The organism is Pollutimonas subterranea (assembly GCF_002849655.1).
GTDB lineage: Bacteria > Pseudomonadota > Gammaproteobacteria > Burkholderiales > Burkholderiaceae_B > Pollutimonas > Pollutimonas subterranea.
Window position 1 is genome coordinate 294,299 of sequence record NZ_PDNW01000002.1, and the last position, 18,676, is coordinate 312,974.

The 18,676-nt window shown below is 55.9% G+C and carries 16 protein-coding genes; 9 read left to right on the plus strand and 7 right to left on the minus strand.

Going from position 1 to position 18,676, the window contains the following annotated elements; all coding sequences use genetic code 11:
* Position 1: 1 nt before the first annotated feature.
* The gene (locus CR159_RS03820) at positions 2 to 2,221 is read left to right on the plus strand and encodes a xanthine dehydrogenase family protein molybdopterin-binding subunit (protein WP_102072676.1); all 2,220 of its coding nucleotides are present in this window, start codon (positions 2 to 4) and stop codon (positions 2,219 to 2,221) included.
* Here the strand turns inward: CR159_RS03820 and CR159_RS21520 are convergent.
* Complete coding sequence (locus tag CR159_RS21520; RefSeq protein WP_158238498.1) at positions 2,199 to 2,366, minus strand: hypothetical protein; 168 nt, start codon at positions 2,364 to 2,366, stop codon at positions 2,199 to 2,201. The genes CR159_RS03820 and CR159_RS21520 overlap by 23 nt on opposite strands.
* A gap of 223 nt (positions 2,367 to 2,589) precedes the next feature.
* On the opposite strand from CR159_RS21520, the gene CR159_RS03825 reads away from it, so the two are divergent.
* From CR159_RS03825 to CR159_RS03840, 4 genes are all read left to right on the plus strand, one after another.
* Positions 2,590 to 3,246 (plus strand): GntR family transcriptional regulator, encoded by a 657-nt coding sequence (locus tag CR159_RS03825; protein ID WP_102072677.1) that lies wholly within the window; start codon positions 2,590 to 2,592, stop codon positions 3,244 to 3,246.
* A gap of 144 nt (positions 3,247 to 3,390) precedes the next feature.
* Entirely contained in the window at positions 3,391 to 4,281 is an 891-nt protein-coding gene (locus CR159_RS03830; RefSeq protein WP_102072783.1) for an NAD(P)-dependent oxidoreductase, read from the plus strand.
* Between the two features lie 32 nt (positions 4,282 to 4,313).
* On the plus strand, positions 4,314 to 5,285 hold the full coding sequence (locus tag CR159_RS03835) for a Bug family tripartite tricarboxylate transporter substrate binding protein (RefSeq protein WP_102072678.1): 972 nt from the start codon (positions 4,314 to 4,316) through the stop codon (positions 5,283 to 5,285).
* Between the two features lie 32 nt (positions 5,286 to 5,317).
* Entirely contained in the window at positions 5,318 to 5,986 is a 669-nt protein-coding gene (locus CR159_RS03840; RefSeq protein WP_102072679.1) for an RraA family protein, read from the plus strand.
* A gap of 472 nt (positions 5,987 to 6,458) precedes the next feature.
* Here the strand turns inward: CR159_RS03840 and CR159_RS03845 are convergent, their stop codons facing one another.
* The 3 genes from CR159_RS03845 to CR159_RS03855 all read right to left on the minus strand — a co-directional run bounded on the left by CR159_RS03845 (position 6,459) and on the right by CR159_RS03855 (position 9,130).
* Positions 6,459 to 7,937, minus strand: coding sequence for an aldehyde dehydrogenase (locus CR159_RS03845; protein WP_102072680.1), 1,479 nt, complete (start codon positions 7,935 to 7,937; stop codon positions 6,459 to 6,461).
* Positions 7,938 to 8,006: 69 nt separating this feature from the next.
* Positions 8,007 to 8,600 carry a thiamine pyrophosphate-dependent enzyme gene (locus CR159_RS03850; protein WP_102072681.1) on the minus strand — a complete coding sequence of 198 codons (594 nt, stop codon included), beginning with the start codon at positions 8,598 to 8,600 and terminating at the stop codon, positions 8,007 to 8,009.
* Complete coding sequence (locus CR159_RS03855; RefSeq protein WP_102072682.1) at positions 8,600 to 9,130, minus strand: thiamine pyrophosphate-binding protein; 531 nt, start codon at positions 9,128 to 9,130, stop codon at positions 8,600 to 8,602. Before CR159_RS03855 ends, CR159_RS03850 begins: the two co-directional genes overlap by 1 nt.
* A 111-nt stretch (positions 9,131 to 9,241) precedes the next feature.
* Here CR159_RS03855 and CR159_RS03860 point away from each other — a divergent pair, with 111 nt between their 5' ends.
* The gene (locus tag CR159_RS03860; RefSeq protein ID WP_102072683.1) at positions 9,242 to 10,174 is read left to right on the plus strand and encodes a LysR family transcriptional regulator; all 933 of its coding nucleotides are present in this window, start codon (positions 9,242 to 9,244) and stop codon (positions 10,172 to 10,174) included.
* A gap of 18 nt (positions 10,175 to 10,192) precedes the next feature.
* Here CR159_RS03860 and CR159_RS03865 read toward each other — a convergent pair whose 3' ends face one another.
* The 3 genes from CR159_RS03865 to mdeB form a co-directional block, all read right to left on the minus strand.
* The gene (locus CR159_RS03865) at positions 10,193 to 11,257 is read right to left on the minus strand and encodes a Bug family tripartite tricarboxylate transporter substrate binding protein (protein WP_143705438.1); all 1,065 of its coding nucleotides are present in this window, start codon (positions 11,255 to 11,257) and stop codon (positions 10,193 to 10,195) included.
* Positions 11,258 to 11,261: 4 nt separating this feature from the next.
* Positions 11,262 to 12,215, minus strand: coding sequence for a tripartite tricarboxylate transporter substrate binding protein (locus CR159_RS03870; RefSeq protein WP_102072685.1), 954 nt, complete (start codon positions 12,213 to 12,215; stop codon positions 11,262 to 11,264).
* A 166-nt stretch (positions 12,216 to 12,381) separates the two neighbouring features.
* Entirely contained in the window at positions 12,382 to 15,036 is a 2,655-nt protein-coding gene (gene mdeB, locus CR159_RS03875; RefSeq protein WP_102072686.1) for an alpha-ketoglutarate dehydrogenase, read from the minus strand.
* Between the two features lie 139 nt (positions 15,037 to 15,175).
* On the opposite strand from mdeB, the gene CR159_RS03880 reads away from it, so the two are divergent.
* From CR159_RS03880 to CR159_RS03890, 3 genes are all read left to right on the plus strand, one after another.
* Entirely contained in the window at positions 15,176 to 15,655 is a 480-nt protein-coding gene (locus CR159_RS03880) for an Lrp/AsnC family transcriptional regulator (protein ID WP_102072687.1), read from the plus strand.
* A gap of 127 nt (positions 15,656 to 15,782) precedes the next feature.
* Positions 15,783 to 17,735, plus strand: a complete 1,953-nt coding sequence (locus CR159_RS03885; RefSeq protein WP_158238499.1) for a sensor histidine kinase — start codon at positions 15,783 to 15,785, stop codon at positions 17,733 to 17,735.
* The gene (locus CR159_RS03890; RefSeq protein WP_102072689.1) at positions 17,732 to 18,436 is read left to right on the plus strand and encodes a response regulator transcription factor; all 705 of its coding nucleotides are present in this window, start codon (positions 17,732 to 17,734) and stop codon (positions 18,434 to 18,436) included. The genes CR159_RS03885 and CR159_RS03890 overlap by 4 nt, the downstream gene beginning before the upstream one ends.
* Positions 18,437 to 18,676: the final 240 nt, after the last annotated feature.

An 18,676-nucleotide genomic window follows, 5' to 3' on the forward strand; every position in this document is an offset into this window, starting at 1 on the left:
CATGGCGGCTCAGCCCGATATCGGCATCGCAGTGAATCGTGTCGATGGCGCCAAGAAGGTCACCGGACAGGCCACCTATGCGGGTGAGCACCCAGCGCAGGATCTTCTATATGGCGTCATCGTAAGCGCCGGGATCACCCGTGGGCGCATCACCTCCATCGACACATCGCATGCACGACAGGTCGAAGGCGTGGTTGAAGTCCTTACCCACGAGAACCGCCCTCATGTGCCCTGGTTCGATATGGATGATGGCGGCTCCGCCGCGACGTCCAAGCCACCGTTCCGTACGCTGTGTGATGACTCCATTGCCTTTGCCGGACAACCCATCGCCCTGGTCGTAGGCATAAACTTCGAAGCGGCGCGCCGGGGCGCCATGCTGGTCACGGCTAGCTACCAGGAGGCAAGCCACAACACCAGCCTCGAGACGGCGCTACCGCAGCGGTTCACACCCGAGGAAAAGAAAAAGGGCAATACGACCAAGGGCGATGTCGACGCCGCCTGTGCACAGGCCGTGGCGAAAGTCGAAAGACGCTATCACCTGGCGATGGAACAACACCATCCCATGGAAATGCACGCGACGACCGTCGAATGGCACGGGAATGGTACTGTCACCCTCTACGACAAGAATCAGGGCTCGCAAAACGCGCAAGAGCAGCTGACGCGAGCATTCGGCTATACCGCGGAGACCCTCAAGGTTATCAATCCTTACGTGGGCGGCGCATTTGGTTCCGGCCTGCGGCCGGCTTACCAGGCTTATCTGGCCATGCTGGCCGCCATCATGCTGGAGCGTTCCGTACGCGTCACGCTGACCCGCCAGCAAATGTTCACCCATGTGCATCGTCCCGCCTGCATTGAAGACGTGACCCTGGCGTGCGATGCGCAGTCAAAATTGACCGCCATTGCCTTGAAGGCAACCACCAGCACCTCGCAGTTCGAGACCTATACCGAAAACATCGTCGGCTGGGGTCCCACGGCCTATCCCTGCGAAAATATTCGGCTGGACTACGCCGTCGCTGCCATCGATACACCCACGCCAGGCAATATGCGCGCGCCCGGCGCGGCCACCGGCATGAATCTGTTTGAAATCGCGATGGACGAACTGGCCTACGCGAATGGGATCGATCCGCTTGCGCTTCGCCTGGCGAATTATTCCGATACGCACGGACTCAAGGACCTGCCCTATACAAGCAAGGCCTTGATGGCCGCCTATCAAGAAGGAGCCGCACGCTTCGGCTGGCACGACCGCAGCCCGCAACCGCGCTCCATGCACGAAGGCAAGGAACTCATAGGCTGGGGCATGGCCACTGGCATCTGGGACGCATTGATGTTGAAAGCAAGCGCCCGCGCCACCCTTGATGAACGCGGCATATTGACCATCGCCTCCGCCGCATCGGACATAGGCACCGGCACTTACACCATCATGGCCCAGATTGTCGCTGGCGCCCTGGGCTTGCCTCTGGACCGTGTAAAAGTGTCCCTCGGCGATTCCAGCCTACCGCCTGCCGGACTCGCAGGCGGGTCGAGCATGGCGACCTCGGTGGGCGCAGCCGTAAGTCGGGTCTGCGGCGAGCTGGCACAACAGCTTTTCAAGACGGTGGCGCAATCAAAAGATAATCCGTTTGGCACCGTGCGATTCGAAGAGGTGGAGTTTTGCGAGGGCTGCATGCGACTTGTCAAAGATCCTTCGCGTTTCATCGACTACCCGAACATCGTGGCACTTTCTGGTGCGTCCTCACTGCATTGCGAAGCATCGATAGATCCTTCCAAGGACAGTACAGACGCCAAGGCCAAGAACACGCACGCCGCGGTATTCGCCGAAGTCAGGGTAGACCAGGAACTGGGTGTTGTAAGGGTCACCCGGCTAACACTCGCCGTTGCGGCCGGCCGCATCATCAACCCCAAAACCGCCCGCAGCCAGATATTAGGCGGAGCCGTCATGGGCATCGGCATGGCGCTGCAGGAAGAAAGCATGTTCGACCACCGCCTTGGCCGAATCATGAACCACAACCTCGCCGAATACCACATACCATGCCACGCCGACGTCTACGATATCGACGTCATCTTCGTGGAGGAACCGGATAGCGAAATGAGCCCGCTCGGGGCCAAGGGCGTGGGTGAAATCGGCACCGTGGGAACCGCCGCCGCCATTGCGAACGCGATCTATCATGCAACGGGAAAACGTGTCCGCGACCTGCCGATTACGCTGGATAAGCTTTTGTAGGGGTTTGGGGCGGACGCTCCACTCGCTTCAGTTGCTTGAATTCGGACTGATCCAGCTCATAGGTATCCGGATCGGCGTCGATGCCGGCATTGATGGCCACGTCTTCCGCCTCGGTGGGCATGATGAGTTTACGTTCGCTCGACATAGTGCTGCACCTCCCCTGCTGTTGGCCTCGGGTAGCTAATGATAGGCACATGGCTTCCGTTTCAATCCGCTGGAACCATAGCGGATGATCAACGTTGTGGAACCCCGATGTCACGACGACAAGAGAGACTCTAAGCGCATGCTAACTGTTTTCCACTCAAGAAGTGGGATACATTAGTGGCGCCCATGCGCACACAGACAAGTCAAGTAAAGCGATCCGCACAATGAAAAAAGGCAGTCAACATACGTACGAAACTCTCAGAAAGCGAATCATCGCGGGACACTACACGGCCGGCACACAACTAAAGGAAAACCAAATTGCCGAAGAAATGGGGATCAGCAGGACACCGGTGCGTACAGCGCTAAAGCAGCTAATTGACGATGGGCTGGCAGTAGCCGAAGGGGGCCGCGGCGTATTCATCGCGAGCTGGACACGGTGGGACATAGAGGACATGTTTCGATTACGTATTCGCCTTGAACCTTTTGCAGCAAGGCTTGCTTCAGAAAGAGCCGAAACACAGACCATCGAGGAGCTGAAACGCTGCAATGATCAAATGGCACGCGGCATAGAAGCACTAAGCAAAGATAAAAATGCAATCACTGAGATTCAAGCCGCAAACAGTGCTTTTCACCGAATATTACTGGAAGCGGCAGGTTCGCAGCGTTTGAAGTCGATGCTGGAAACAATGATTGATATGCCGGTCATAACTCGTTCTTTCTTTTTATACGACGTAGAAGATCTCGAGCGCAGCCTACAGCATCACCGCGATCTGGTTATGGCTGTAGAGCTGAGAAATGGCGATCTAGCTGAACAGATCATGTCCGTCCATTTGTTGATATCGAGTCAACGTTTCATGAGTCAAAGACTGGACAATTCATAGTGATGCTTGTTTGTGACGCTGGCCGTAGTGAGCTCGCATAAAGATCAATAAAGATACATTGATAATGTTTTTTGGGGTAAACACCTACAAAAACGCATATTGCCTTCACGTACTATGTACATATTGTTTTTTTATTGTACTTTTATGAACGTTGCTATTGTTGGTTGCGGCGACGTTGGGCGCTGCTACGCGAAGGCCTTAATGGATGCCGGGCATCAGGTTTCTGAATTGTGCGACAGCCGGCCAAGCGTCGCAATCGCCCGCTATGCAGAAGAAATTTCCGCTAAAGTTCACTCCGAACCAGGTGATTGGCTAGCCGAAGTTGACTTGGTGATTTCAGCCGTCTTTGGAGGCGTGGCGCTTGATGTCGCCCGCCAGTCTTTGACGTATATGCACAAAGACTCAATCTATGCTGATTTCACGACGGGACGTCCTGCCGACCTTCGCGCCGCTGCAAATATGGCATTGGAAGCGAATATCGAGTTCGTTGATGTCGCGATTACAGGCGCCATCGGTCTTGGAGGTCAAAAGACGCCTCTACTTTGCGCTGGACCAGCGACGGCCAGATTCGTTGAGCTTATGAAAGCCATTGGCGCACCAATACGAATAGTGGGTACCGAACCCGGCGATGCCGTCGCACTGAAGCTGTTACGTAGCATTTTCACCAAAGGTTTGGAAGCTTTAGCGGTAGAGTGCCTGATGGCCGCCGAGCACCAAGGCTTAAGACAGTCGCTCTACGAAGTCCTTTCCGACATTGATCAAACACCCATTCGCAACTTCATGGAAGCGACGGTGACTACGCATGTGCGGCACGCAGAACGGCGACTAGCGGAGGTTCGGGAAGCCCGTCTTCAATTAGAGAGCGAGGGCATCCAGCCTCGTGCCCTAGACGGTGTCGCCGCATTATTCGAACACACCGCTAACGCCATCCAAAACTCACCCATCGAAGGTGAAGCAACGATCGAAAACAGCCTTAGGTGGCTGCTCGATCAACAGCGCTCGGACGCTACCAAAGCGCCGACCACTGATCATTGACTCTATACATTCCAGAAAAGAAAGGAGACCTCATGTCACGTCGCTTCGTTAAAACGTTTTTGCTAGCTGGTGCACTTGCTCTTACCAGTGCTTCTGTCGCCTCCACCTTGAGCGAGAGGTCAATATCGTTCATCTCTCCATATCCCCCAGGAGGAGGTACCGATACTCTTACCCGCATGCTGGCCGATGCCATGGCCCAACAAACAGGCTGGAATATCGTTGTCGAGAACAAGCCAGGTGCTGGCGGTAACCTGGCCCTGGATACCACAGCGCGCGCCAAACCCGACGGCCATACCCTAGTCATGGCACAGACTGACAATATCGTACTGAACCCATGGTTGTACAGCAAACTGTCCTATGACACCTTCAAAAGCTTTGCTCCCGTCGGCTTGGTGGCCAGCTCGCCGAGCGTTTACGTAGTCGCTCCCAAATCTCCCTATAACACACTGGCGGATATAGTCGCCGCGGCGAAAGAAAAACCTGGGGTTGTCACGCTAGGCATACCCGGCATTGGCGGCACCGGTGATCTTCTGGGTAACCTGTTCAGCAAAGAGGCTGACATCAAGTTGAGCCACATACCGTATCGCGGTTGGTCGCAAGCCTTCCCAGACTTGAGCAGTGGCCGGATCGAGATTTATACCGGCTCTGTTGCCTCGCTGCTTCCTCAAATCCTTGCCAAAACGGTTAAGCCTATTGCTGTAATCGGAGAAGCCCGTTCGCCTAGCCTGCCCAATGTTCCGACTTTCGCAGAAGAAGGCTATCCAGAGGTGAAGCAGGCGATATGGTGGGGCCTCGCTGCTCCAGCAGGCACCCCTTCGGAAATCGTAAATGAGCTCAACGAGGCGATGAAGAAAGCGGTAACCAGCGATGAAATGACGCAAAATCTGCAAAAGGCTGGATACGATCCGATTGGAAGCAGTGCCAACGATATGGCAAGTCGTCATAGAGCCGATCATGACACATTTGGTGCTTTGGTAAAGGATTCTGGCATTGAGCCGCAATAAACCCTTTCACAACTTTCAGAGAGCAAACGAACATGATTGGTTTTCAAATTCATCAACGCGATCGAGCCGTCGACATGGCCACGGTAGAGCAATTCAAGAAGCTTCCTGTCGCCAACGTCAGTGACATGATGTCTCGAATGTATGCGGGAGGGGCGCACCTGCGTCCCATGCATGACGGCACTCCCATGGCTGGACCTGCGGTTACAGTCCGGTGTCGCCCGGGTGATAACCTTATGGTGCACAAGGCGCTCGACGTAGCCAGCACCGGCGACGTGATCGTTGTGGATGCCGGAGGCGACCTCACTAATGCCATCATTGGTGAAATCATGGTGGCATACGCAAAGAAGCGCGGATTAGCCGGTATCGTCATTCATGGAGCCATTCGCGATTCAGCCGAGATCGGTCGGGGTAGTTTCCCCGTTTTCGCTGCAGGCGTTACTCATCGCGGACCATACAAAGATGGTCCAGGCGAAATCAATTCGATAATTTGTCTTGGTGGAATGACAATCGAGCCCGGTGACTTGATTATCGGCGATGCAGATGGTCTGCTATGTGTGCCGTTTGACATCACACAAAAGGTTTATGAACAGACTGTCGAAAAACATGCTGTCGAAGAGAAGATGTTAGCTGATATTGATGCAGGCACATATGACGCGAGCTGGGTCGATGCGCGTCTAAAGGCGCTTGACTGCACGTTTTAAGTAACAGCAAACGTTCTGAACTGATCATGGTCGGAACTACTACGGCTTAAGCGCCCGCCGACACATCGGCATCATCCGATCAGTGGGCTGCAGCCGCACAATGGGCGGCTGCGCCCCGCTGCTACTCGTCATCCTCACGAGACACATACCGAAGCCTCAGTTTTGTCACCTACGTGCCTGGCTATCGCCGCCGCCATACGCCTGTCGGCTTCAGCGATCGTGCCCCTTCGTTGCTCAATATTTCTCAAGGTCGTCTCCAAGTGCCCTTTGCGCGTCAGAAGCATCGCGTCCACGCTGCGCTTGGACGGGCTGCCGAAAGCTAACAACACCCCACCGTCTCTACTTGGCCGTGAACCTGAGATTTTATGGAATGCTCCACAGATCTTGAAAGCCTCCGTCAATTGCAGGCATCCCGCTTGACAAGAAGCCTGCCGCCCGCATCGGCATCCCGACGAGGAAGCGCTCCAGCATGTCAGCGCATGACAAAGGGATTCCCAGCCACGGCGCCGCTGTTAATCCAGACGGTTTTCACTTGCAGAAACTCTCGGATGGCATCTATCCCGTTCTCCCGCCCCAAGCCGGAATCCTTGTAGCCACCGAAGGGAGCCATGAAACTTACCGCACGGTAGGTGTTTACCCAAACGGTACCAGCCTGCAGTTTCTCCGACATGCGCACCGCTCGTCCGATGTCGCTGGTCCATACTGCGGCTGCCAGCCCGAACCGCACATCGTTCGCGATGGCAACCGCTTCAGCCTCGTCCTTAAAGCGGATGATGGAAAGGACGGGACCGAAAATTTCTTCCTGGGCGATGCGCATATTGTTCGTCACATCGCCGAAGATGGTCGGCTCGACAAACCAGCCGTCGCCGCACTCTGGCTTATCGGCGGCGCGCCCTCCAAGCAGAAGCGTCGCCCCATCCTGGCGCGCGATGTCGAGGTATTCGAGCACCTTTTTGTATTGCGGCGGTGTGGTCACAGGTCCGACCTGCGTGTCGGCATCCATCGGATCGCCCATCCTGGCCGTGCGCGCAATGTCGAGCAGCTTCGCAACGACCTCGTCGTAAATGCTGTCCTGCACCAGCAACCGCGAACCCGCGATGCATGTCTGGCCGGTCGCGGCAAAAATGCCCGAGATTGCGCCGAATACCGCTTGCTCGAGGTCAGCATCGTCAAACACAATGTTCGGTGACTTGCCACCGAGCTCCATCGCGGTGTGCTTGAGGTGACGTGCAGCCTGTTCGTTGATGAGACGCCCGGTCGTATCCGAGCCTGTGAAGCTGATTTTACGTACGAGCGGATGCTCGACCAATGATGCGCCGACATCCTTGCCGAATCCCGTAACCACGTTGAAAACACCCGGCGGAAAGCCAGCCTCGTCAAAGAGCTTGGCAAACTCCAACGTTGACGCGGACGTGAATTCGGAAGGCTTGATAACCACCGTGCAACCGGCGGCCAATGCGGGCGCGATCTTCCACGTTGCCAGCATAAGCGGCGAATTCCAGGGTGTGATCGCAGCGACCACGCCGACGGGCTCGTTGCGCGTGAAGGCCAGGTATCCCTTTTTGTCCAGGGGCAGTACATTACCCTGGATTTTGTCGGCGAGTCCTCCATAGTAGTAGTACCACTGCGGCAGGTAATTCACTTGACCTAGCATCTCGGCAAAGAGCTTGCCATTGTCGCGCACTTCCGTCTCAGCCAGCTTACGCGCATCGCGCGCAATCAGGTCGCCCAAGCGGTGCAGCAATAGGCCGCGCTGCGTCGCGGTCATTTCCGCCCACGGCCCTTCGGTCAATGCCAAATGTGCCGCCTGGACAGCACGCTCGACATCACTTGCGTCGCCCTTGGGAATCTCTGCCCAGGTTTGGCCGGTGTATGGATTCTGGGTTTCGAACCATTGCCCGGCAGTCGGGTCGAGGGACGTTCCACCAATGTGGAGCTGATAGCGTTTCATGAATATACCCTGTATATACCGAGATGGTTGAATACTACCGTAGCCTGCGAGCCGGCACGGCCTAGGTTATCAGAACGTGGAAAAGCCCAGTGCGGCGCGGAAACGGTTCTTCACGAAGACTCCGTCGCGAGGCGGCAGCATGCGCTGCGGCTCATCGGAACCAATGAGCACCTGGGCGAAGGTCACCCCCTGGCGTGCATTGATCCGCTGTGCAACCTGTGCACACTCATCCAGGCGTTCGACAGTGAAAGCGTCGGCGATGCCGAATCCCTTGGCGACCGCAGTCAGGCTTGTTCCTAGGCTGGAGTGACTGCGTTGCATGCCGGTTTCCCCGAAATGGCCGTTGTCGAGCACAACAATAGTAAGGTTTTTCGGCTGCTTGACGCCGATGGTGCCCAAGCTGCCAATGCCCATGAGTTGCTCGCCGTCGCCCGTGATAACAACCACCGACTTCGAAGGCTGCGCCAGCGCAAGGCCCAACCCAAGGGATGTCGAGCCGCCCATTGCACCCCACAAATAGAAATTGTGATCGCGGTCACCAGCAGCGAAAACGTCGTAGGAAGGTGAACCCAATCCAGTTACCACCAGCGCATCGGGCGTGGCCTGTAGCAGCTTGGCGATGAATGCACGGCGATCGACCGCCACTTTTGCTGTTGCGTTCATTATTTACGCTCCCATTTTTTCCGGCCAATCAGGCTCTGTGACAACAACACGGCCACCTGCTCGCCCGCGAGAAATGCGGCGTCCAGTCCGGCACTGACGATTTCGCCCACGTCTTCCGGGTCGGAAGCTCGCATTACGGTAATACCCATCAATTCCAGCGCCGCCTGCGTGGTTTTGCCCATCGGGCCTTGCCACGGATTGAACTCGGCATATTCTCCCCGCATGGTGACAAGCGTCAAAAACGGGAAATTGCAGCTGCGCAACAAGGAAAACATATTGACGCAGTTGCCAACGCCACTACTTTGCATCAGCAAGGCGGCTCGCTGGCCGCCCAGCCACGCGCCACTCACCAACGCGACGCCTTCTTCCTCTGTGGTGAGGACGGTATCAATGATATCCGGGTCAGACTGAGCGGCCCTGATTGCGTAAGAATGCCCTGCGTCCGGGACATACGCTATTTGCTGTATTCCGCCGTCTTTTAATGCTTTGAACACTGCCTGCTGCCAAGCAGGATCCGTTGTCACTTCCATGGCGCTTCCCTGGTGAGTAAAGAAACTACCATCCTATTCCGTGATTGAAACTCACGTAAAATAGAATTTCGTGATTATTTCAATCTCAAACTTGTATGAGGCGCTACCGCGATGGACATAAAGCAGCTCCGGGCCTTGGTCACCGTGGCCGAAACCGGCAACGTCACACGGGCGGCGGCGCTGCTCAACATCGTGCAGCCGGCCGTCTCGCGGCAACTGCGACTGCTGGAAGAAGACATCGGAGCAGTGCTGTTTGACCGCGGACGTCATGGAATGAGATTGACTGAAGCGGGCCAGACACTGGTTGAATATGCGCGTCGGGTGCTGAACGAGATTGACCGGGCCCGCGCCGAGATCCAGCCTTCCCGTGGCACTGTCGGAGGAATTGTCACCATAGGCTTGCTGCCCAGCACTTGCGATCTATTGTCAAGTGCGCTTGTCAGGTCAGTTGCCGAGCGTTATCCAGGTATCCGGATTCGGATGTCGATGGGTTATGCAGGAACACTGCAAGCCTGGCTCGAGGCAGGCGAGATCGATGCCGCGTTGCTCTATGACCCCAAACAAACGCCCTCGATTCAGGTCCAGCCGCTGCTGGAGGAAGGTTTGTGGGTCGTAGGCTTGCCGGCGCATGGCCTGAAGAAGGACCAACCTGTCTCCTTGGTGCAGTTGGCCGGCCAGCCCTTGATTTTGCCGAGCGCCCCACATGGCCTGCGCAGCCTCGTCGAACATGCTGCAACCCTGATGGAACTTCAACTGACGGTGGTGGCCGAAACCAATGCCATGAGCGTGCAAAAAAGCCTTGTGCTCGGCGGGCACGGTCTCACCATTCTGCCGACAATTGCTGTCGTGGACGATCTCGCGCGGGGAATCCTCACCGCCGCGCCGCTTGCCGAACCGACACTGATGCGCAAGATCGTCCTTGCCGTTCCCGCAAACAGACATACCACCACACCGGTCCGCTGCGTCGTCGAGATCCTGGTGGAAAGCATGAAAGATACTGTTCACCGTGGCGATTGGCTTGGGGCGCGGTGGCTTGGCGATTGATCTTCTCAGTAAGCCGATCTATTCCTGCGCCGCGCCGCTAATACGGATCAACTCCTTGTACCGTCCGAACTCGGACGCCCAGAATGCCGAGAATTCCTGGGCAGTGCCGGGTTGTATGTCAGCCCCCATGTCAATCAAGCGTTTCGCAAGGCTAGGGTCCTCCAATGCCTCGTTCAACGCGGTGTTTACTTTTTTGATGATCGCATCAGGCGTCGCGGCAGGCGCGGCCAAGCCGAACCATGTACTTAGTTCAACCCCTGGCATACCCAGTTCTTTAAAAGTGGGTACTTCCGGCAGCGTTTTAATGCGATTTTCCGATGCGACGGCAAGGCCTTTAATCCGCCCCGTCTTGATGTTATCAACGGCGCCGTTGTCAAACATGAAATCAAGCCGCCCTCCTATCAAGTCCACAAGGGCCGGGTTGTTTCCCTTGTAAGGGATGTGAGTTGCCTGGGTGTCCGTGGCCGAAAGAAACAGCTCGGCAGACAGGTGCCCGGAGTTGCCGATACCTCCCGATCCGTATGAGAGTACGCCCGGATCGCGCTTGGCGCCGGCGACAATATCACGGGCGCTGCCGTACTTAGAGTCGTTGGGCACGATCAATATGCTGGGTATTAATGCAACGGCACCGATCGGCGAGAAATCCTTGATGGGATCGAAGTTGACGCTTTTATAAAGATTAGGTGCTGAGACATTGGCAGAGCTGGTTGCCAATAGCAACGTGTACCCATCTGGGGCGGCGCGAACCATTTGCTGTGTGCCTATCGTTCCGGACGCGCCCGCCACATTCTCGATAATGACAGGCGTGTCAAGCTTCTGGCCCAGCACCTCTCCCAAGGAGCGGCCAAGCGTGTCGGCAGAACCTCCGGCGGGCCAAGGCACAATCAATCGAACCGGCTTGTTAGGGTAAGACGGTGCCGCATGCGTAGCGAATATCGTGAATGCGCCTAAGAAGCCGGTCAGAAGCGTGCACATTTTCTTGTATGTCATTTGTCTCTCTACTGTGTTGGTTGGTTCCAGCAGCAAGGCAATGTCGCCGACAAGGCCCTGAATATGGACGGTCATCGCCGAGTAGATACTCACTGCTTCAGCTTTTCCGCCAAGGGCCTGAGCGCCTCGGTATCTTTCTTGAGTTGAGCAGTCCACTCACCACCTGACTTGAAGGCCAGCACGGGGCGTCGGCTGTGGCGGCGGCGATAAACTCGGGATCACTGAGAATGCCTTCGAACAACGCCTCGAGGCGCTTGGCGATTTCAGGCGGCAAATCTTTAGGCCCAGCAAAGCCACGCTCGGAGGCGATCGATACGTCGATGCCTCCCTCACCTGCGGTGGGCACGGAGGAAAAGCGCTCCGTCCGCTTCTGCGATAACTGCGTCACGGCCATGAACGGGGAATCAACGTTTGCGGCATCGGGGACTTCTCCCGTTGTCAGCAAGGCGTAGCTCATATGGCCGCCTATCAAGGTCGATCGCGCGTCGGCACCACCCTTGAAGGGAATAGCACTGGCCTCGAATCCCGCGAGCTGCTCCATCTGCATCAAGCCGATGTGTCCGACCGTGCCGTCGCCGGAATGCCCGAAGGAAAGTGATTCAGGCTTTTTCTTCAATGCTTCTACAATTGCCGGCAAGCTCTTGGGCACATCGCTGTCCCGCTTGGCGAAAATAACGATTGGATCTTCGACCACGCGCGCGATGAGGCGTAGATCCTCCGGTTTGTAATGCGTCGGTTTGTACAGAGGTAGAAAGTTGAAGCCGGGCACGTTGACCATGCCGATCGTATAACCGTCCGGAGCGGCTCTGGCTATCTCAGCAAATGCGATCGTGCCACCTGCACCGGGCTTATTGACCACGATAAACTTGGCGTCCGGCATGCGCTTTTCAGCAAAGCGGGCAATCAGGCGAGCCATCACGTCAGTGCCTCCACCCGGCGAGAAGCCCACAATTACCTCAATAGGCTTGTCGGCGGGCCATGCCGCTTGCGCGACAGATGCGCCTGCCATCAGGCTTGCGGCCAGCATGGTCTGAATCAGTAAACGCTTCATTATCGTTGTCTCCTACATTATTTATGTCCGGTCAGTTCAACCGGCGCCCGGAAAATTGGGGCGGCAGACTGATTCTGCACGCCTTCCGGACCAATCCATCGTAGGATTAGATAAGCTATACGTAAAATAAATTAAAGTGATCGTTCGATGCCGAATCGTGATGTCACTACCTCAAACTCACCAGCGCTGCATTCACCACCGCCTGCGCATCCACCTCGAAAAAGCGCCGCAACTGCGCACGCGTGTCGCTGCGCCCGAACCCGTCGGTGCCCAAGGTAATGTACTCGCGCCCAGCCGGCAAGTAGGCGCGTATCGATTCCGGAACCAAACGCACATAATCGGTGGCCGCAATAATCGGGCCGCCGCTGCCCACCAACTGCTCCGCAATAAAGGCCTGGCCTTCCAAGGGCGTGTTCTGAAGGCGAGCTGATTGATGACGCTGCCCATCACGCGCCAGCTCGCTCCAGCTGGTGATGCTTAGCACATCGCTGGTGATTCCCATTTGCCTCAATATCTCGGCAGCCTTGATGACTTCGGTCAATATTGCGCCCGAACCGAGCAGTGTGACGCGACTGGGCAGACCGGCTGCCTGCTCAGTTGCGGCCTCAAAGCGCGCATACCGATAAGCACCGCGCAGGATGCCATCGCTTGAATCTTGAACCAAGGCCGGTTGGACGTAATTCTCGTTCATCGTGGTGATGTAATAAAAGACGTCTTTTTGCTCGACCAGCATCTCCCGCATGCCCTGATCGACGATAACGGCCAGTTCGCACGCAAATGCGGGGTCGTAGGCCTTGCAGTTTGGAATGGTACTGGCAACGAGATGGCTGGTGCCATCCTGGTGCTGCAGCCCTTCGCCCGCCAGGGTCGTACGGCCGGACGTCGCACCGATCAGGAATCCACGTGGACGCTGGTCGGCGGCCGCCCAGATCAAGTCGCCTACCCGCTGGAAACCAAACATGGAGTAATAGATATAAAAGGGAAGCATGGCCGTGCCGTGCACGCTATAGCTGGTCGCGGCGGCCACCCAACTGGATATGGCGCCGGCTTCGCTGATGCCTTCTTCAAGAATTTGTCCATCGATGGCTTCGTGGTAATGCAATATCGAGCCGATGTCTTCAGGCTCATAGCGCTGTCCCACGCTGGAGTAAATTCCCACTTGCTTGAACAGATTAGCCATGCCGAAGGTGCGTGCCTCGTCAGCCACGATAGGAACGATGCGCGCACCCAACGCGTCGTCTTTAAGCAGTGCACCCAACAGGCGTACGAAGGCCATGGTGGTCGACATTTCGCGGCCGCTGTCCGTGAGGGCGAACCGCCCGTAATGCTCCAACTCAGGGACGGGAACGATCGCGGCCTGGGTGATCCGTGCAGGCAGGTAACCACCCAGCACGCTACGCTTGGCATGAAGGTAACGCATCTCGGGCTTGTCGTCCGCCGGCTTGTAGAATTCAAGCCCCACGACCTGTTCATCGGTCAAGGGCAGCTTGAACCGGTTGCGAAACTCAATCAAGTCAGTGGCATCCAGTTTTTTATGTGAATGCGTGGTCATGCGGCCTTGGCCGGAGCTGCCCATGCCGTACCCTTTCTTGGTATGCGCAAAAATAACGGTGGGCTGGCCTTTATGCTTGGCCGCCGCGGCGTAGGCGGCATAGATCTTGACGACGTCGTGGCCGCCGCGCCGCAGCTTGTCGATTTGCTCGTCGCTTAAGCCTTCCACCAATCGTTTCAACTCTTCATTCTGACCAAAAAAATGATCGCGGTTATAACGACCATCCTTGGCGGCGAACGTTTGCATCTGGCCGTCTACCGTCCGGGATAAGGCCGAGGTCAGCGCGCCATTATGATCGCGGGCGAACAGGCCATCCCAATCGCTTCCCCACAGCGTCTTGATGACATTCCAGCCGGCACCGAGAAACAGTTTTTCGAGCTCGTCAATGATTCTGCCATTACCGCGTACCGGACCGTCCAGCCTTTGCAAGTTGCAATTGACCACCCAAACCAGGTTGTCCAGACCTTCCCGGGCGGCCAACGTCAGGGCGCTCATGGATTCGGGCTCGTCCATTTCCCCATCGCCAAAGACACCCCAGACCTTGCGGCCTTCGCAATTGACCAGGCCCCGATGGGTCAGATAGCGCATGAAGCGGGCTTGATAGATGGAGCTGATGGGACCTATGCCCATGGAACCCGTGGGAAATTGCCAGAAGTCCGGCATGAGGTAGGGGTGCGGATAGCTGGACAGACCCCTGGCGCCGTGGCGCGGGCCCTCGATTTCCTGACGATAATGCTCCAGGTCGGCTTGGCTTAGCCGTCCTTCCAAAAAGGCACGGGCGTACACGCCAGGTGCGCTATGCGGCTGAAAAAACACCAGATCACCGCCATGCCCTCCTTCGGTCTGTTCGCGGGCATGGAAAAAATGATTAAAACCCACCTCGAACAAATCCGCCGCGCTGGCATAGCTGGCAATGTGGCCACCGAGCTCGCCATATGCGGCGTTCGCGCGCACCACCATGACCAGCGCATTCCAGCGCATGATCGCACCCAGTTTTTCCTCCAGTGCCAAATCGCCGGGGAACGGTGCTTGCCGATCCGCCGCAATGGTATTGACATAAGGCGTTCCCAGGGGAGCGTTCCAGGCAATTCCGGCAACGGAAGCAAGCTTCTCCAGCTCGCCCAGCATGAACCCGGCGCGTGCCGGCCCGTGCGCCGCCAATAAGGATTGGAACGCCTCCCGCCATTCTGCGGTCTCCTGGGGGTCGACGTCGACATTGGTATGGCTACGGTCGTGTGTGTAATGCGAAAGAGGGAGAGGTGCGTTCATGGGAGCTCCAGCTCGGTGTATGCGTAAGGGTGGACTGTCTATAGTGTGTACAATTTGGCGAAAAATGTGCTGTTAAAATCAACAAAAATTTGACATGAATTCAGCATAAAATGCTGCAAAACCTTGCAAACCCAAAATAATGAAGCTTGATACGATAGATTTGCGAATTCTCGATGAGCTGCAACATGACGGCTCGCTCAGCAACGTCGAACTGGCAAAGCGTGTGCATTTATCGCCATCGCCCTGTCTGGCACGGGTCAAAGCGCTGGAAGCCGCCGGAATTATTGGGCGCTATGTGGCATTGGCCAATGCCGCCGCGCTTGGCTTGGGATTAAACGTCTTCATTTCGATCAGCCTGAAGTCGCAATCAAAGCAATCCCTTTCCAATTTCGAACAGCGTATCGCGGTACACGATGAAGTCATGGAATGCTATTTGATGACTGGAGACTCCGACTATCTGATCCGCGTCGCCGTTTCGGATATTGCCGCGCTCGAGCGCTTTATCCTGAACCAGCTCACGCCCATTCCCGGCATCGACAAAATCCGCTCCAGCTTTGCGCTCAAGCAGGTCTCGTATAAAACGGCGCTACCCCTGACTAATTTGCAGCGAGCCGTGTAGGTTCGGGATGATCGCGGTGACTGATAACGCAAGTTCAATTGGGAGGATAGCTTTTTATCGCGACCGACTCCATCCTGATCCATTCCCAAATTCAACTCCGGGTGTGGAGAGGCCAGAACGCGTTGCAATGGCGGGTTTAAAGGTGTGGGTTCATCGGCTGACCCTCGCCGTCCATTTATTGTTATTCCTATGTGTCGGTCCAGCGGCCATAGCCCAAAGTCAACTCGGAAAGGACATACCATTTCGGTGGTACGAAGACACATCCGCCGGCCTCGATATTCATGATTTCATGGCTTTGCCGGCCGACGCTCTTACGGAACAGCGCAATGTACTGTCGATAGGGTATACGCAGTCGCCGGTATGGTTGAGATTCTCCTTGCCTGCCGATTTATTCAATGGACAAGATCGCTGGTTGCAACTTGGTCCCAATTTTCTTGATCACATTACGCTTTACTATCGTCCCTCTGCGAGTAGCGGGGATTGGTCGATTCATCGCGCAGGTGACATGTGGCCTCGTGCTCCTGGCGATATGGATTACCGGTTTCCTGTATTCGCACTCGCTGCGCCGTTAGGCACGCCGGGATACGATGTCGTGATCCAGATACAGAGCTCCAGCTCCATACTCTTGGATGGAACGCTCTGGGTTCCGGAAGCTTTCTTGAGCGAGGCAGCTCGCGACACTGCATTTTGGAGCTTCTATTTCGGTCTGGCGGCGCTTTCAACCGCCCTTGCCGTATTTGTCGCGTTTCTTTTTCGTCGCCCTCTTGCATGGGCACTTTGCGCGTTTTCTCTTACGTATTGGCTTGTTGCCTGCATTCAGGGCTATATCGATTGGTTCTTCGACAGCCCGTTTCATTGGCAGCACTACCTCACCAGCATACTGACGCTGCTGGGGTACACGAGCCTGCTTTGGGTAACAACAGAGGCACTCAATTTGCGCGAGCGCCGCCCGGGCCTGCATCGCTTGATAATGATTGCGATAGGCTTAAGCCTGTTGCTACCGCTTAGCATTCCCTTTGATTTCTATGGACAGGCTATCAAGATTCAAGGCGTGCTGTGCATTTCTACTGCCTTGATACTTGCTGCGGGTGCGTGGATAGTTTGGCGAGATGAGGACCGCGACGCCATGACCTTGGTGTTGGGCCTTATGCCGGCACTGTACGTGGCCGCGGGTATTGTTGCGTTGATGTCGCTCATTGGCTTGATTCCCTACAACAAACACATCTATGGTCTGTGGCAGTATGTGATCATGGTCAACATGCTGACAATACTGGGGTGGGTCGCCTATCGCATCCAACAAGAGGCACGGGAAACTCAGGAAAAGCGGCAACTGGCGCACGAGTTAAAACTGGAGCGGGAAGCCAGTTTCCATCAACGCCAATTCATCGGCATGGTGTCGCACGAGTTTCGCAACCCGTTAGCCGTCATTACCAGCGCCCTGGAGAATCTTCAACTGCTTTCAGTCTCGGACAAGCAGCAAAGAAGGCGCTATCAAAGCATTCGACGTGCTACTCATCGTCTTGTGCAACTGACCGACAATTGCCTGGCGGACTCGCGTCTTTATGCCGACGGTTTGCAGTTGCATATGGAGCTGATCAATCTGCTTGACGTGGTCCGCTCTGCTGCCGAAATCGTTGATGGCTCACAGGATCATCAGTGGCGGCTGACAGTGCAAGGGCAAAGCGTCGACAAGCTTACCCGGCAAGAGATACTGGTCCAGGCCGACGGCGCGATGCTGCGTATTGCCGTATCAAACGTTCTGGACAACGCAATCAAGTACAGCGACAAAGGCCGCGTCGATGTAGACCTGACCTTTAGAAATGAACGCATTGTGGTCAGCATTTTGGATCGCGGCCCCGGAATTCCGATCGAAGACGCCACTTTAATTTTTGAACGCCATCGTCGGCGGCAACTATCGTCAATGGCGGGGCATGATCCAGGCGGCTCCGGCCTTGGCCTTTATGTTGCGAGGCAAATCGCTCATGCGCATGGCGGCGAGCTGGAACTCGCTCGGAGCGGGCCCGAAGGTAGCTGTTTTGAGTTGTCTATTTACATATCCGCCACGGGCGCATCATCATGATACGAAAGAGCGAAATACGAATTGCCATTCTTGAGGATAACCTGGACCTTCAAGAGGAGTTGCGATTCTTTCTGGAGGCAAAGGGTTATAGCGCTTGGGGCCAGCGTAGTGCCGAAGCTTTCTGGAGACACCTACATGCAAACCCCGTGGATGTCGTGCTGATTGACATCGGCTTGCCAGGAGAGAATGGATTCAGCGTGCTGGAGTATCTTCGCGAGCTAGGCTCATACGGATTGATAGTAATGAGCGCAAGGGGAAGCCAACAAGACAGACTCCGCGGAATGGAACTAGGCGCGGATGCTTACCTGGTAAAACCGGTGAATTTCTCGGATCTGGTTCTTACTATCAATCAGTTATGGCAAAGATTGCAGTCACAGTCATCGGACTCCAAGCCGTCTAAACCGGTAGCACCGGCAAGGTGGGTGCTTCAGGATAAGTGCCTGTCCGGGCCCGACGGCCACGAAATGCTTTTGACCAGTCAGGAAGCTCGACTGATCAGCGTCTTAATGCGGTACCCAAGCGAAGTGTGCAACAAGGAGGTCCTCCATGAACACCTGTTTGGGTTTCACGACGAGCGCGACACACATCGTGTCGACGTGGTGCTGAGTCGCCTACGTAATAAAGCCCAAAAACAACGTATGCCCTTGCCCATTCGGGTGGTGTTCGGCAAAGGGGTCGTTTTTTTGGCAGACATTCCTTAATGAGAGAATTAAGATAGTTGAGACTGACAAACACCTGCATGTTTGTGGCACATTCGCACAGTTGACGGCTGATCGCACCCCGACGTTTCTGGTTTACTTATCAGACGACCAAGCCGACACCCAAGACAGCCATCATCGTCTTATTCATGGTGTCGCTACCAAGCAATTGCTACCCAACACGGCGTCCGAGGGTAAGGCTTAAGCCTCAACCTGGACCGGCGTTGGGTTCAGCTTCCGCGC

What these genes read in the sequence shown, in the direction of transcription:
- CR159_RS03870 (WP_102072685.1), bottom strand. Translation starts at nt 12,215, where the DNA reads ATGAAGCGTTTACTGATTCAGACCATGCTGGCCGCAAGCCTGATGGCA.
- CR159_RS03880 (WP_102072687.1), top strand. Translation starts at nt 15,176, where the DNA reads ATGAAGCTTGATACGATAGATTTGCGAATTCTCGATGAGCTGCAACAT.
- CR159_RS03845 (WP_102072680.1), bottom strand. Translation starts at nt 7,937, where the DNA reads ATGAAACGCTATCAGCTCCACATTGGTGGAACGTCCCTCGACCCGACT.
- CR159_RS03860 (WP_102072683.1), top strand. Translation starts at nt 9,242, where the DNA reads ATGGACATAAAGCAGCTCCGGGCCTTGGTCACCGTGGCCGAAACCGGC.
- CR159_RS03855 (WP_102072682.1), bottom strand. Translation starts at nt 9,130, where the DNA reads ATGGAAGTGACAACGGATCCTGCTTGGCAGCAGGCAGTGTTCAAAGCA.
- CR159_RS03850 (WP_102072681.1), bottom strand. Translation starts at nt 8,600, where the DNA reads ATGAACGCAACAGCAAAAGTGGCGGTCGATCGCCGTGCATTCATCGCC.
- CR159_RS03835 (WP_102072678.1), top strand. Translation starts at nt 4,314, where the DNA reads ATGTCACGTCGCTTCGTTAAAACGTTTTTGCTAGCTGGTGCACTTGCT.
- CR159_RS03825 (WP_102072677.1), top strand. Translation starts at nt 2,590, where the DNA reads ATGAAAAAAGGCAGTCAACATACGTACGAAACTCTCAGAAAGCGAATC.
- CR159_RS03820 (WP_102072676.1), top strand. Translation starts at nt 2, where the DNA reads ATGGCGGCTCAGCCCGATATCGGCATCGCAGTGAATCGTGTCGATGGC.
- CR159_RS03840 (WP_102072679.1), top strand. Translation starts at nt 5,318, where the DNA reads ATGATTGGTTTTCAAATTCATCAACGCGATCGAGCCGTCGACATGGCC.
- CR159_RS21520 (WP_158238498.1), bottom strand. Translation starts at nt 2,366, where the DNA reads ATGTCGAGCGAACGTAAACTCATCATGCCCACCGAGGCGGAAGACGTG.
- CR159_RS03885 (WP_158238499.1), top strand. Translation starts at nt 15,783, where the DNA reads ATGGCGGGTTTAAAGGTGTGGGTTCATCGGCTGACCCTCGCCGTCCAT.
- CR159_RS03890 (WP_102072689.1), top strand. Translation starts at nt 17,732, where the DNA reads ATGATACGAAAGAGCGAAATACGAATTGCCATTCTTGAGGATAACCTG.
- CR159_RS03830 (WP_102072783.1), top strand. Translation starts at nt 3,391, where the DNA reads ATGAACGTTGCTATTGTTGGTTGCGGCGACGTTGGGCGCTGCTACGCG.
- mdeB (WP_102072686.1), bottom strand. Translation starts at nt 15,036, where the DNA reads ATGAACGCACCTCTCCCTCTTTCGCATTACACACACGACCGTAGCCAT.